18 protein-coding genes are annotated in these 13,885 nt (G+C 40.0%); 10 read left to right on the forward strand and 8 right to left on the reverse strand.

From position 1 onward, the window contains the following. Positions 1–4 precede the first annotated feature (4 nt). From ACINWC323_RS07940 to ACINWC323_RS07925, 4 genes are all read right to left on the reverse strand, one after another. Positions 5–595: a tetratricopeptide repeat protein gene (locus ACINWC323_RS07940; RefSeq protein ID WP_009512890.1), complete on the reverse strand. Its 591-nt coding sequence runs from the start codon at positions 593–595 to the stop codon at positions 5–7. 101 nt (positions 596–696) lie between these two features. Continuing rightward, complete coding sequence (ftsY, locus tag ACINWC323_RS07935; RefSeq protein WP_009512730.1) at positions 697–1,812, reverse strand: signal recognition particle-docking protein FtsY; 1,116 nt, start codon at positions 1,810–1,812, stop codon at positions 697–699. A gap of 116 nt (positions 1,813–1,928) precedes the next feature. Next, entirely contained in the window at positions 1,929–2,258 is a 330-nt protein-coding gene (locus ACINWC323_RS07930) for a hypothetical protein (RefSeq protein WP_005230763.1), read from the reverse strand. A 113-nt stretch (positions 2,259–2,371) separates the two neighbouring features. Continuing rightward, positions 2,372–2,731 carry a hypothetical protein gene (locus ACINWC323_RS07925; RefSeq protein WP_005230764.1) on the reverse strand — a complete coding sequence of 120 codons (360 nt, stop codon included), beginning with the start codon at positions 2,729–2,731 and terminating at the stop codon, positions 2,372–2,374. A gap of 226 nt (positions 2,732–2,957) precedes the next feature. Between ACINWC323_RS07925 and ACINWC323_RS07920 the strand changes: the two genes are divergently transcribed. The 3 genes from ACINWC323_RS07920 to ACINWC323_RS07910 all read left to right on the forward strand — a co-directional run bounded on the left by ACINWC323_RS07920 (position 2,958) and on the right by ACINWC323_RS07910 (position 4,473). After that, the gene (locus ACINWC323_RS07920) at positions 2,958–3,191 is read left to right on the forward strand and encodes an SEL1-like repeat protein (RefSeq protein ID WP_005230766.1); all 234 of its coding nucleotides are present in this window, start codon (positions 2,958–2,960) and stop codon (positions 3,189–3,191) included. A gap of 334 nt (positions 3,192–3,525) precedes the next feature. Beyond that, positions 3,526–3,903, forward strand: a complete 378-nt coding sequence (locus tag ACINWC323_RS07915) for a DUF2750 domain-containing protein (RefSeq protein ID WP_009512710.1) — start codon at positions 3,526–3,528, stop codon at positions 3,901–3,903. A 138-nt stretch (positions 3,904–4,041) separates the two neighbouring features. Then, positions 4,042–4,473, forward strand: coding sequence for a CBS domain-containing protein (locus ACINWC323_RS07910; protein ID WP_005230768.1), 432 nt, complete (start codon positions 4,042–4,044; stop codon positions 4,471–4,473). A gap of 58 nt (positions 4,474–4,531) precedes the next feature. On the opposite strand, the gene ACINWC323_RS07905 is transcribed toward ACINWC323_RS07910, so the two are convergent. Further along, complete coding sequence (locus tag ACINWC323_RS07905) at positions 4,532–5,746, reverse strand: aspartate aminotransferase family protein (RefSeq protein WP_032881545.1); 1,215 nt, start codon at positions 5,744–5,746, stop codon at positions 4,532–4,534. Between the two features lie 164 nt (positions 5,747–5,910). Here ACINWC323_RS07905 and grxD point away from each other — a divergent pair, with 164 nt between their 5' ends. Further along, complete coding sequence (gene grxD / locus ACINWC323_RS07900; RefSeq protein WP_004772459.1) at positions 5,911–6,252, forward strand: Grx4 family monothiol glutaredoxin; 342 nt, start codon at positions 5,911–5,913, stop codon at positions 6,250–6,252. A gap of 51 nt (positions 6,253–6,303) precedes the next feature. Here grxD and ACINWC323_RS07895 read toward each other — a convergent pair whose 3' ends face one another. Beyond that, positions 6,304–6,627, reverse strand: a complete 324-nt coding sequence (locus ACINWC323_RS07895; protein WP_009512600.1) for a hypothetical protein — start codon at positions 6,625–6,627, stop codon at positions 6,304–6,306. 88 nt (positions 6,628–6,715) lie between these two features. Here ACINWC323_RS07895 and ACINWC323_RS07890 point away from each other — a divergent pair, with 88 nt between their 5' ends. Both ACINWC323_RS07890 and ACINWC323_RS07885 read left to right on the forward strand, forming a co-directional pair. Then, entirely contained in the window at positions 6,716–7,144 is a 429-nt protein-coding gene (locus ACINWC323_RS07890; protein WP_009512647.1) for a metal-dependent phosphohydrolase, read from the forward strand. Between the two features lie 55 nt (positions 7,145–7,199). After that, positions 7,200–8,120: a LysR family transcriptional regulator gene (locus ACINWC323_RS07885; RefSeq protein ID WP_005230772.1), complete on the forward strand. Its 921-nt coding sequence runs from the start codon at positions 7,200–7,202 to the stop codon at positions 8,118–8,120. 31 nt (positions 8,121–8,151) lie between these two features. Here the strand turns inward: ACINWC323_RS07885 and map are convergent, their stop codons facing one another. After that, on the reverse strand, positions 8,152–8,946 hold the full coding sequence (map, locus tag ACINWC323_RS07880; protein WP_009512913.1) for a type I methionyl aminopeptidase: 795 nt from the start codon (positions 8,944–8,946) through the stop codon (positions 8,152–8,154). Between the two features lie 358 nt (positions 8,947–9,304). On the opposite strand from map, the gene brnQ reads away from it, so the two are divergent. Together brnQ and ACINWC323_RS0119110 are read left to right on the forward strand one after the other, a co-directional pair. Continuing rightward, positions 9,305–10,606: a branched-chain amino acid transport system II carrier protein gene (gene brnQ, locus ACINWC323_RS07875; protein WP_005286189.1), complete on the forward strand. Its 1,302-nt coding sequence runs from the start codon at positions 9,305–9,307 to the stop codon at positions 10,604–10,606. 422 nt (positions 10,607–11,028) lie between these two features. Beyond that, complete coding sequence (locus ACINWC323_RS0119110; protein ID WP_005230776.1) at positions 11,029–11,289, forward strand: hypothetical protein; 261 nt, start codon at positions 11,029–11,031, stop codon at positions 11,287–11,289. A gap of 13 nt (positions 11,290–11,302) precedes the next feature. On the opposite strand, the gene ACINWC323_RS07870 is transcribed toward ACINWC323_RS0119110, so the two are convergent. Beyond that, entirely contained in the window at positions 11,303–11,758 is a 456-nt protein-coding gene (locus ACINWC323_RS07870) for a hypothetical protein (RefSeq protein WP_009512518.1), read from the reverse strand. A 136-nt stretch (positions 11,759–11,894) separates the two neighbouring features. Here ACINWC323_RS07870 and ACINWC323_RS07865 point away from each other — a divergent pair, with 136 nt between their 5' ends. Together ACINWC323_RS07865 and ACINWC323_RS07860 are read left to right on the forward strand one after the other, a co-directional pair. Next, positions 11,895–12,752 carry an alpha/beta hydrolase family protein gene (locus tag ACINWC323_RS07865; RefSeq protein ID WP_009512675.1) on the forward strand — a complete coding sequence of 286 codons (858 nt, stop codon included), beginning with the start codon at positions 11,895–11,897 and terminating at the stop codon, positions 12,750–12,752. Between the two features lie 640 nt (positions 12,753–13,392). Next, positions 13,393–13,857, forward strand: coding sequence for a MarR family winged helix-turn-helix transcriptional regulator (locus ACINWC323_RS07860; protein ID WP_005230779.1), 465 nt, complete (start codon positions 13,393–13,395; stop codon positions 13,855–13,857). The last annotated feature ends 28 nt before the right edge of the window (positions 13,858–13,885 follow it).

A 13,885-nucleotide genomic window follows, 5' to 3' on the forward strand; every position in this document is an offset into this window, starting at 1 on the left:
TGCATTAATCCGCTTCTGCGCTCGCTTCTTCTGCCTCAACCACAGGAATCACCCAGTCTTTTGAAATCATTTTGTATTTCTTCTGTCCTGCTTGATCGAGTTGCTTGAGTAAATAAGACATCCTTAAATAATGCTGTGCATCCAGATCTCCCTGTTCGGCTGCCTTAAAATACCATTGATGCGCTTTATTATTATTTTTCTGCACACCTCGCCCATGCGCATACATCACCCCCAGATTATATTGCGCATTGCTATCTCCTTGATGGGCTGCACGTTGATACCACTCAAAAGCCTTTTTATGATTCTGTGCGATCCCTTTGCCATTTTCATACATCCAGGCTAAATTATTCTGAGCGTTTACATTTCCTTGATCTGCGGCCATAAGATACCAATGTACTGCTTTAGCATTATCTTGTTCAACTCCGTCGCCATCTGCATACATCGTCGCTAAAGAATATTGTGCTTCACTATCGCCTTGTTCAGCATTTTGGGTGAGTGTGTTTATGGCATCAGTCACCCCTAAGGCCAACACCGGACTTGTACCTAAGAGACTGGTTAACATAATAAAGGCTAAAGGTTTTAATAAAAAATTCATGGTAAAGGCTCTTTTTTAAATTATTAGTGCGTTTTTTAACCGCTTATTTTTAAACAAAATAAAAGCCGAAAACTCGGCTTCTATTACATATAAAAAACGATTTATTTATCTGTTTCAAATAAAGCAGCAACGAATGATTTTGCTGAGAATGGACGTAAATCGTCAATCTTCTCACCTACACCAATATAGCGAATCGGCACATGAGTACGGCTTGCAATATTGAACAAGACGCCACCTTTTGCTGTGCCATCCAGTTTGGTAATGGTGATACCGGTGAGACCAACAGCCTCGTCAAACAGCTGTACTTGATTAATCGCATTTTGACCAGTGCCCGCATCTACAATCAGCATGATTTCATGCGGTGCGGTTGCATCGATCTTTTGCATGACACGTTTTACTTTTTTCAACTCTTCCATCAGGTTGGCTTTGTTTTGCAGACGCCCAGCGGTATCTGCAATCAAGACATCAATGCCTTTGGCGCGTGCACTTTCAAATGCATCAAAGATCACCGACGCACTGTCAGCCCCATGGCCCTGTGCAACGACTGGAATGTCATTACGCTCACCCCAGATTTGCAATTGTTCTGTTGCGGCTGCACGGAAGGTATCACCCGCTGCCAACATGACTTTCTTGCCTTCACCCTGTAAACGCTTGGCCAGTTTACCGATGGTTGTGGTTTTGCCTACGCCATTTACACCCACCATCAAAATCACATACGGTGATTTATTCGGATCAATATGTAGCGGTTTAACACGTGGCGCCAATAAAGCAACCAATTCTTCTTGCAACGCCTTATATAAAGCATGTGAATAGATTAAATCTCCACGCGCAGTACGTTCAGTCAGATTCGCAATAATGGTTTTAGTCGCATCCACACCAATATCTGCCACTAAAAGCTGCTCTTCAACTTCTTCCAAGAGCTCATCATCAATTTCTTTACCGCCAATCAGAATGTTGACCATACCATCCGTAAAACTACGGCGGGTTTTGGTCAATCCATCTTTCATGCGACCAAAGAAACCTGTTGATTTAGCTTCTTCTTCAACCACTGGCGCAACAGGTTCTACCGAAGCAGTAACAGCTGGCTCTACTGGCTTTTGTACTGCAGGCTCTATAATGGGAACATCGACAGCAGGTAAACTTGGTAAGGTGACATCATCATCGCCGATATCAGCATTTATCAAGAATTTATTTTGCATATTCGATTGCTGTTGCATGTCGATTCCTTGAAAGTAAAGCAGCTTTTAAAATGGGGCCAGTCTAGCATAAATTGCTATCCTTTTCCCGAATAAGGCAATGCATTCATTTATAATGGAAATGAGTCGATTAAAACTCACTCATCTTCTTTTGCCATCGCTGGATATTGTTTAATCCGGTTCGATTCAAATTGGTAAGCATTTAATAGTTTTAAATAATTAATACGGCGAATGGGAGTCTGCTCTAACACCTCAATAGCCATATGCTGGGTCCGCGGATGGCTGGCCTGATGAGCAAACTGCACCACTTGCTGATATTGCAATGAACTGACTGGACGTAATAATGCGTTATACGCAAGTATAAAAATGGACAAAATAATAATAGCGACCAAAATATTATAAAATTGGTCGAGTTTGAATCCTACTCTGGATTGCATCAATTTATGTTTAGAAAGTATAGACAACATAACCTACCTCGAATTAGAGGTAGTGTATGTCTCTGATTCGCTTAGGACAAGTACCACGTTCAATAAGTCACAATTCCACAACCTATTGAACGTGCAAATAACTTTAGCCGTGATTAACTGACCAGCGAACGTACAAAAGCAAAGTACAGGATAAATGCGATTATTACCAAAACAATGAAAATCGCAAACATACCGACTCCACTTTCTGCATCAGCGGGATGTAAATCATCATCGTCTGCAATATTCCTCAGCTCTCCATCATAAATTTTATAAAAACGGTCTTTCTGCTCAGGACTTAAATGGCTGGCAAAGTCATACACACGTTTGCGTTGTGCCAGACAGTAGTCACCTAAATGAATTTCCTGATGAAAGATCGCTTCATCCAGTAATTTACGGTGATGATGCGCTAGCGCAATGATCTGGCTTTCTAATGGTGGAACATCAACATTCACACCATCGATGACATTTGACATGTTATTCTCCTTTTCTCTTATTCTCACTTTGATTCTACTTAAAATTATTTGTGGTAAATGTTTAATCGTGTAAGCTTTTATTTACGCAGAATTGCTGAATATATTTGACAATTCCATCAATTTGTCATATTACTTTAATAATTCTAAGTTAAAGTAGCTTAAATTCGAAGTAGTATAACTTTGGATAGAATTTGCGGTAATCATAATTAAAATAAGGAGTTATTATATGATTCAACATGTTACACACCATGAACTAGAGCATCTATATGCAAATGCGGTCAATACAATTCAATCGCAAAAAAACTTCCAAGATGCAGTAAAAGAGCTTGAGGAAGTTGCTAAAGCAGGCCACGGCAAAGCGGCACTATTTTTAGCAGAATTGTATTATCAAGGCTTCCGAGTAGAACGAGATTCCTTAAAAGCCCAGTATTGGCAGAAGATGGCAACCCTCCAAGCTTAAAGAAACGTCCTTGCGCTATATCAAAGCTTTTATCGCTTTGATTTGCTCAGGTGGCGTTTTTTTAATGCCTGTTAAATTATAATATGTAAAATGATCTCCACTTATCCATTTGTACTGTATTAAAACATTGAGCTACCCAGATCAAATTTTCTGTTCAATAAAAACACAATAATTCTATTTTATCCAACGCCTTAGCTTACAAATTCAAAGAACTTACCAATCAATTATCTAAGCAACTACAATATTTGCTTACGATTTTAGTCAATTGTTAAACATAAATGACATCTAGATTTCTTATAATGAGCCATAAGTTTAAGAATATTAGTTCAATAACATGTATCGCTTTAACCATTTTCAGCCGGTTTCACGAGAGTTGATGATTAAAATTTCAATTCTAAAAACAATGATGTACTGTGGTGCACTTTGGGGCCTTTACCATCAAGGTTGGGCAATCAAATCAGATCAGGACGGTCATGTCTTCCCTTTCTGGCTCAATGGGGTTCAAGCCCATCGTTATGCCAAGGCCAACTGGAAACACTACACGCCACGGAAAATTACCCCCAAGGACTTTCATGAGTCCTTGCTTCCCACCTTAACCCGTTTACAGGTTGAACCTGCATTATTCAACTCATCACACCGTAAATTTAAGCTTTCAACCCAGCAAATGCAGCATTTCTTTTTTATGCCACGCGAAGCGGTCATACCTGCTTAAAACATACCTGCAGCCCAATGATGACTTTTTGAACATTTATGCGCAAAAGTTATCATTGGAATGAAATTAGCGCTTTGCAATTAAAAAAAATACCGTTAAGTTAAATGAAAACGACAATACAACACAGGTGGATAAACAATGACAATCGTTGCTCAAGTCATCAAGAATAAAGCAGTACAATCCATTTTTACGATTTCACCCAATGCGACTGTACTTGAAGCAATTAAGATCATGGCCGAGAAAGGTGTTGGTGCCTTGGTTGTTGCTGAAGATGAAAAAGTCGTTGGCATTTTTTCCGAACGTGACTACACCCGCAAAATTGCCCTGATGGAACGTTCTTCCAATAATACGCCTGTTGCAGATATTATGACCTCAAAAGTGATCTCGGTCAGCCTGAATCATACCGTAGAAGAATGTTTACAACTCATGACCGATCGACACTTACGTCATCTGCCAGTACTGGATCAGGAAAAGCTGGTGGGCTTTATCTCGATTGGAGATCTGGTAAAAGCAGCGATGGACGATCAACGTATTCTGATTGAACAGTTACAACAATATATTTCTGGTTGATTTTAATCAAACATAAAAAAGGGCAAATGAATTGCCCTTTTTTATGAATATTAGCTATTTAAGCTTTGAGAAAATTCTGGATGGCAGGGACCAGACGTTTAAGCAATTCATCTGCTTGTGCTTGAGTCATATTCAAAGGTGGGAGTAAACGCACCACAGAACCCGCAGTCACATTAATAATCAACTGATATTGATCACGTGCAATAGCAACCAGCTCGGCACAGTCTTTTGGCAATTGGATCCCGATCATCATGCCGAAACCACGCACCTGAACATGATGATCCGCCAATTGCGCGCTTAACTGATCAACAATATACGCCCCTACGGTTGCCGCATTTTCAACAGCATTCTCTTTTTCCAGCGTATCCAGCACGGTATATACCACACGTGAACCCAATACCGTACCGCCATAGGTTGAACCATGACTGCCTGCACCCAGCAAGCCTACCGCTTTACCTTGGGTCATCACCGCACCTACAGGAAAGCCATTCCCCAAACCTTTTGCCGTGGTCATGACATCAGGAATGATATTGGTATGCTGATAAGCAAAATATTTACCGGTACGGCCATTCCCTGTCTGGATCTCATCTAGCATCATCAACCAGTTGTGCTGATTACATAAAGCACGTACCTCTTCCAGGTAGCTAAAGCCCTGAGGTGCAGTATTTACCCCACCTTCGCCTTGAATGGGTTCAATCAGGATCGCCACGATATCTGGATGAGTAATGGCTGCTTCCTGAATTGCTTCAACATCGCCAAATGGCACACGAACAAAGCCCTCTACCAAGGGAGCAAAACCTTCCTGTACTTTCTTGTTACCTGTTGCAGATAAGGTTGCAAGTGTACGGCCATGGAAAGATTGTTCTGCCACTAAAATTTTAGGATTGGCAATCCCTTGTTGCGATCCGAACTTACGCGCAATTTTAATCGCACCTTCATTGGATTCCGCCCCGCTATTGGAGAAGAAGATTTCCTGCATTCCTGACACTTCAGCCAGTTTCTGGGCAGCAGCAGTTTGCCAAGGAATTTCAAATAAATTACTAGTATGAACCAGAGTTGCAGCCTGTTCAGCGATCGCTTCAGCAATTACCGGATGGGCATGCCCTAATCCACATACCGCAATCCCGGTTAATGCATCTAAATACTCGGTTCCATCTGCGGTATATAAATGCGCCCCTCGCCCTCGTACAAAGCTGATCGCCTGACGACCATAGGTCGCCATAAGATGTGTGGGTTGATCAGGTTGCACGGGAGCAAGAGTGATATTAGTCATAACAAACTCAATCTATCAGTAGTTGTAGTGGAAAAAGTTATATAAGCAAAAACTTGCATAGATTGAAAGCTTAAAGTCACTTTTATACAAGAAAAATCTTTTGCAATCCTCCGCCACGCTTTTTTTTAGGTATAATGCAGAAAGATTAGTAGAGGATCCTATCTATGACGGAACAAGCGCGTGATACAGTAGCGTTAATTCGTGATCAAATTGCGAAACACCCTGTTTTACTTTACATGAAAGGCACTCCACAATTCCCGCAATGTGGTTTTTCTGCTCGTGCAGTAGAAGCACTTAGCCAAATTGGTCGTCCATTTGCCTACGTAAATATCTTGGAAAATCAAGATATTCGTGCAACTTTGCCGCAAATTGCAAACTGGCCTACTTTCCCACAACTTTGGGTCAATGGCGAATTGATTGGCGGTAGCGATATTATGCTTGAAATGTTCCAAAATGGTGAGTTAAAGCCATTGGTTGAACAGTACAGCCCAGCGCCTGAAGCATAAGCTGTAAAGCAAAAAGCCAATCACATGATTGGCTTTTTTATTGGAAGCTGTTTAGTTTTGACTAAAGCCTACGTAGCGAAATAAGCCTTCTAAGCCTAGATCGGCTTTAAAAATTTGCATTTCAGGATAATTTGCCTGACTCACCGTGGCGAAAATATTCATATTCGGATCTTCATGAATTTCATCAACCGATTGTGACAAAACCTCGTCAAAACGATCGGCGATAAATTCAAAGCCTAAGTCCATGGCCATAAATAAGGTATGTTCACAAGGTTGGATATACTGTTCCTGTTCCCAGTCTAAAACAGCATGCTGACAAAACGGGCACGTAATATTTTGAGTTGCATCGGCAATATGAATAAGTTGATAGGACATAATAATAAAGCATCAAAAATTTGATCCAGTTTAAAAGAATATGATGCCTGAATCTATCGTCTATACTTTGAATGAGAGGATTTCAATCATGGCAACACTTGAACGGGCGATTTCACTTGCAGCAGAACGGCATGCAGGCCAAGTGGACAAAGCCGATGCCCCCTACATTCTGCATCCTTTGAGAGTGATGCTCAACGTGCCGGATATAGAGCACAAAATCGTTGCGGTTTTGCATGATATTCTAGAGGATACCGCCACCACGACGGATGAGCTATATGCGCTTGGTTTTCCAACGCATTTGATCGACGCAATTGTTGCCCTGACAAAACAGCAAGGCGAATCCCGTATACAGGCTGCGCAGCGCACGGTACAGAATCCGATTGCACGTATTGTGAAACTGGCCGATCTCACCGACAATATGGACTTATCACGGATTCAGTCTCCGACAATGAAAGATTTTAAACGATTGAAACAATATCAACAGGTTCGAGATATCTTATTATACCAAAATGTTTAATAATTACATTTATACTGTTTTAACCTGAACACAATAAGCTGGAGTTTATAGCGTAATGCTAACGGATTTAGATGATTTTTATTGCTTTGCGCTGGTGGTTGAACACGGCGGTTTTAGTGCAGCAGAACGTGCAACCGATATTCCTAAATCTAAACTCAGTCGTCGGGTATACAACCTCGAAGAGCAACTTGGCGTACGTCTGATTCAGCGTAGTTCGCGTCATTTCGCCGTGACCGATATCGGCATGGATGTATACCGCCATGCACAAGTCATGATGAATGCGGCGCAAGCAGCGCATGATGTGGTCAATCATTTAAGTAGCCAGCCGCGTGGTGTGATCAAAGTCAGTGTGCCGGTCGACATCGCCCAGAACCAGATGGCAAAAATCCTGCCAGCTTTCTTGAAAAAATATCCTGAAGTACGTGTTCAGATGATGGTGAGCAATCGCCGTGTAGACGTAATTAATGAAGGTATTGATCTGGCCTTACGGGTGCGCTCTAAACTGGATGATGATCCAAATCTGGTGCTCAGACAGTTTGAAGCGATTGAACAACGGCTTTTTGCCAGCCAGGCCTATTTAAATGAATTTGGCAATCTCACTACACCAGAACAGCTCCCTGAACATCGAATTATCAGCATGGCTGAAGATCATCTTGATCAGCAATTTCTGTTAACAGGTCCAGATCAGCAGCAGAAAAAGATTAAGGTCAACCCGGTCATTATGGGATCAAATCTTTTGATGCTGGCCGAGCTAGCAACACAAAATTGTGGAATTGCTTTATTACCTGACAGCATTGCACAAGACTTTGTTAAAACAGGACAGCTGGTAACCGTATTACCTGAGTGGACCGCTCCACATGGTATTTTCCATGCCGTCTATCCATCCCGCCGTGGCTTGTTACCCGCTGTACGCGTCTTTATTGACTATCTGGTTGAGCAGCTTACCCAATGCTCAACAAAGAAAAGGCCCGGTTGATTTCCGAGCCTTTTCGACATCACAATAATAATTAAACGGCTGGATAATGCCCTGTACCTTCCGGCCACGGGGTAAGTAATTCAAAACCATCATCCGTTACCGCAACCATATGTTCCCATTGCGCTGACAGTGATTTGTCTTTGGTCACTACCGTCCAGCCATCATTTAGCTCTTTGACATGGGGCTTACCCGCATTGACCATCGGCTCAATAGTAAAGACCATGCCTTTTTTCAGGATCATACCCTGACCCTTTTGTCCATAATGTAAAATATTGGGCTGTTCATGATAGATACGGCCAATACCATGCCCGCAATATTCTCGAACAATACTGTAGCCGGCATTCTGGGCAACGGTCTGGATTGCATGCCCAATATCACCCAATGTTGCACCCGGTTTGACGGTATGGATACCTGCCAACATGGCTGCATAAGTGGTTTCGACCAGTTTCTTGGCCTCCGGGCTTGGTTGGCCGACAAAATACATGCGGCTGGTATCACCGAAATAGCCATCTTTAATCACGGCAACGTCGATATTCAAGATGTCACCGTCCTGCAAAATCTTTTTCACAGAAGGAATCGCATGACATACTTCTTCATTCACAGAAATACAGGTCGTCTTGGTAAAACCATGATAACCAACATTGGCCGGAATCACCTGCAAGGTATTCACAATATAATCATTGCAGATATCATCTAAATATTCAGTTGAAACACCCGGTTTAATATATGCACCGATCATTTCTAACACTTGTGCCGCCAAACGACCTGAGATTCTTAATTTCTCAAGATCTTGTTCGGTTTTAATGGTCACAGTAGAAGCTCTCATTCGAGATTTTCCTTATTCATCTATCAGATTAATTTCACATGCAAGCAAAAGATATGAGGGCTGCATAAAGTATTTCAATAGTTGTACGCGCTTGCATAGAAATCTTCAATCTTTTTAAGACTAAAAGTGTACTTTTATTTTACATTTAATTTCGATTGTGCTGATTGAGAAAAGACATCAGCATTTTTTATTTTCTGAGTTTTAAAAACCTTTTCAATGCATTAGCTTTACCATAGCTAATTATATGATTTTCATAATTTCTTTTTAGTCAAAAAACAGACAATTTTCACATAAATTAGTTTCAAAAGAACGCTTTTTTATTCTAAAATTTGCACTTTTATTTTATGCCTCCCTCTTTATGAATCAACTTCGTACAGGAGATATTATTGCTTTAGGGTTTATGACCTTTGCGTTATTTATTGGCGCAGGCAATATTATCTTTCCTCCTATCGTTGCGCAGCAGGCTGGTGAACATGTCTGGCTGGCCGCTTTCGGTTTCTTAATTACTGCAGTTGGTTTACCTGTGATTACAATCATGGCTTTATCTCGCATGAAAGGCTCGATCGAAATCATCAGTTCGCCGCTTGGCCGTTTCTTTAGCTTACTGCTTACCATTGCTTGCTACCTGACTGTAGGACCGCTATTCGCGACACCTCGCACAGCTACCGTTTCTTATGAAATTGGCTTTGCACCTTATTTTGGTACTTCAGGTAGCAGCCTTTTTATCTATAGTATTGTTTATTTTGCTTTTGTGACTGCAGTTTCGCTGTATCCCAACAAACTGCTTGATACTGTAGGCCATGTGCTGGCACCTTTAAAAATCATTGCCCTGGCCATTTTAGGGATTGCCGCTTTTGCTATTCCAACCGGTCTGATTTCACCTGCAGTGAATAACTATGTCAGCAGCCCAGTATCTGAAGGTTTCGTCAGTGGTTATCTCACCATGGATACCTTGGGTGCTTTGGTATTCGGTATTGTGATTATTCAGGCAATTCAATCTCGTGGTGTCACAGATACTAAGCTCATTACCAAATATGCCATTATCGCAAGTTTGATTGCCGGTGTAGGACTGACCCTGGTCTATATCAGCTTATTTAAACTGGGTTTAGGCAGTCACGAAGTTGCGCCTGACGCAGCCAATGGTGCCATCATCCTTCATGCTTATGTACAGCATGCGTTTGGTGATTACGGTTCTTACTTCCTCACCTGTCTGATTTTCCTTGCCTGTATGGTCACTGCGATTGGTCTGACTTGTGCTTGTGCAGAATACTTTAATGAATTAACCGGTTTATCTTATAAATTGCTTGTTTTCATTCTGACTGGCTTCTCGTTATTAATTTCCAATCTGGGTTTAACCAAGCTGATTGCTTTCTCTGTACCTGTACTCAGTGCCATCTACCCGCCAGCTATTGTTGTGATCATGCTCAGCTTTTTCTGGAAACGTTGGAATAATCCTTCTATTGTGGTTGGATCAGTTACCGCTATTGCGTTCCTATTCGGTATTGTTGAAGCAATTAAAGCTGCCGGCTTTACCGCACAACTTCCAGCATTTATTCAGCACTTACCTTTAAATGAACAAAACCTTGCATGGTTACTCCCATCCTTGGCTGTTCTGGTAATTGCGATTGTGATTGACCGAGCGATGGCTCAGAAAAAGTAAAATGATTTGTCGTTAAAATAATGTTTTACCCAAACATGATTTTAGCTATACAAAAAATGTTCTTTTATCCAATGTTCATTTTTTGTTTACGACAAATCTTTCTTTTTTGATCAGGCAAGCATAAAAATTACTTATTTACATTGATGTGGTGATAGTAGATATTTTACGATAAAGTGATATCACTCACTTTATATATCCCTTATAAATATTTCATATTGTAAAAATATCGACCAATATTTAACTAAAAAATACTATAAATTAATATAAAAAATACTTTAAACCTTTATAAATCAATACATTCAAAAATTTATTTTCAAAATTCCCCTTTTTGCTCTTGAAATGCTCAGAAAATACCAGTACAACTTAAAAAACAATTCAGACAAAAACGCATGGTTTTGTCGTCACAACAAGGAGGGATGGAGATGTTATCAATACATTTCAACAAGCAAGTCTTCATTAACGCTCTGAAGGCAAATGATACAGTAGTATATGCAACCACAACGCTCGCCTTAATGGTTACGTTGTTATTTCAAGGCACAATTAAAGGTAATTTAAAACCTGAATATTTTGCATATGCATTGATTGTCTCTGTTGCCTTTTGTATGTGGGCGATCGTCGATCGAAAGTTTCGACAGTTAAGCGTAGCACGCCAAAAAAATTCTCTAGGGAGAATGGATGAGTAATCATCCATTTTTTTTAATTTAAAAACTTTACTATTGTTCCACATAACAATACTGTTGTAGCGCCTAACTCGACAATAATTAAACTTAACATCATTAATGACATGCACCATGCTGGCAAATTCAACCGCCCCATTTTATGCGGTTGCTTAAACTGATTGGTGGTGTCCTTTAATACACCATGCAAGATATAAATCAAAATCGACATCGCAAAAAAGAATAAGTTTGCAACAACACAGAATAAAACAAGCTGATCAGATAAAACCGTGAAATAGCTAAGTGCAGCTAAAATCAGGCTTGCCGATGCATATAGCAGACTACTCCGATGAGCGATATCCACATAATAGTGTGCTCTGGCCAGTTCAGACTGTCTGATCTGATAATACTTCCAGACTCCGGTTACCATCCCCACCCAAAGAAAAATACCACTAAATACAATAGCCAATTGCGTTGCTGTATTTAATACATACATGTTCTTTCCAGTTTTCCTATACTTTGTTTTATACGGTTATATAACATAAAGTTTGACTTTTAAGTCATTTTTTAAACGGGTTTCTTTTTGGAACTTATGTAAAGTAATCCTATATATACATCAGAGTAACGTTTCCATGAATAGCATTGAATCTTTCTGGATCAGTTGCAAGGACGGTTATCAACTTGCTGCTCAATTCTATCCAGCACTCAATTCCGATAAGTCTTACCCGATTCTAATCTGCCCAGCGACTGGTATCACCAAAAATTTTTATCATGCATTTGCCCAATGGTTGAATCAACAAGGTTATCCAGTATTGAGTTTTGACTTCCGTGGAATTGGGGAATCCTTACATGGTGCATTAAAAGACTCAACAGCAAGCATTAATGACTGGGGAATGTATGATATTCCTGCTGCAATTGAGGCATTGTTGAATCGTACACAAGCGGAAAAAGTCATTATTGTTGGCCATAGTGCCGGAGGACAACTGCTTGGCATCGCATCAAATTATCACAAGGTTGCCAAAGTATTAGCAATTGCGGGCTCAACAGGCCATGTCAAAGGCCTCAAAGGTAAAACCAAGGTACTCGCACCGCTGATGTTCAATGTCATTTTCCCAGTTTCGAGCTTTGTTAAAGGTTATGGCGCAACCCAATTTATCGGGATGGGTGAAAACCTGCCTAAAAATGTTGCAAAACAATGGGCTGAGTTTTGTAGTAAGCCCGGTTATGTCATGAATGCCATAGGAAAAACTATTTTTGAAGATTATCATCAGCAAATTCAATGCCCTATCACCTCGTTCTGGGCAACCGATGATGAAATTGCCACGCACAGCAATGTCAAAGATTTACTTCGTTTGTATCCGAATGCACAGACCAAATTAATTGAACTGAATCCGCAACAGCTTGGATATAAGCAGATTGGACACATGCTGATGTTCAAGAAATCACATCAAAAGATCTGGCCAATATTGGAAAGTGAATTACGGATTTAATCCGGACCGTTTAAAAGGTTTAAGTTCATTGCCTGTTCTGTTTTGCGCATCTCAACCTGTAATCCTGTTGAGGTGCGTTTTTTTGTATGCTGTTTCTAAAAAATACAACACAACCTGATTGCCCTAAGCATCTTTTTATAAATTTACGAGAAAAGTGTGACAAAGAATGTATTTATTCATCTTTTAAAAAAGACTCCACAAGTCATATTTTAACCAATTGTTCAAAGCAAACTTATGTATTCGCTATTTATTTAAGCTTTATTTATTTTATAAATATATTGATTTTGTATATTTATGACATTTTAGACAGAAATTTTTATAAAAATGTCACGTCAAAATTCGTATTTTTTTTCTACAATACAAATATTCTATAGTCCAGCACAGCTGTAAAACTGTAGAATCCCGTTAGGGGTTAGACGACTGGATAGTTCATCTTTAATAGCTGATTTATGTGACTTTTATGATGACTTCTCTATTCAGAACAAAGATAATTTACAGATTATCTTCGGACAAAGATGTTAAAAATGGAATGTTAAAAAAATCAGGAAAGGGATTTTTGTTAACAGGCAAATTGTAGACATTTCATGGAATCTTAGAGCTAAATTGGATTAGCTCCTTGTGCAAGCATAGGAAATAAGTAATGCCAAAAAAATATGCGCGTTTTTTACCTACAGCCGATTCATTTAATCTGGAAGACTTCCCTTTTTACTGGATTTCTCAAGTAAATGCTCAGTATGTCCAAAACATCGATAATGTACTGAAAAAGTATGGTCTAGACAATTCACGTCGCCGTATTCTGATTGCCTTGCACGTCAAACCTCATGCCAGTGTGTCTGAACTTTCCGAAATGGTCATTTCAAAAATGTCGACCACAACCAAGATCGTGTACCGCCTCAAAGATGAAGGCTATATTGATACTTATTCGTGCAAGGAAGATGGACGTATTACCCGTGTTCATCTGACTGAAAAAGGTCAAGAAATGATTACCAAAATCAATGATCTGACCGCCATAATCTTGGAACAGTCTTTTGACGGTTTGACACCCTTACAAATCGAGAAGACCATGGAAATCCTGCGACATATGTTTAAAAATCTCGCACGTTAATACAATGATAAAAGATAAAAAAAGGCTT

This window comes from Acinetobacter sp. WC-323 (assembly GCF_000314615.1).
GTDB classification, from domain to species: domain Bacteria; phylum Pseudomonadota; class Gammaproteobacteria; order Pseudomonadales; family Moraxellaceae; genus Acinetobacter; species Acinetobacter courvalinii.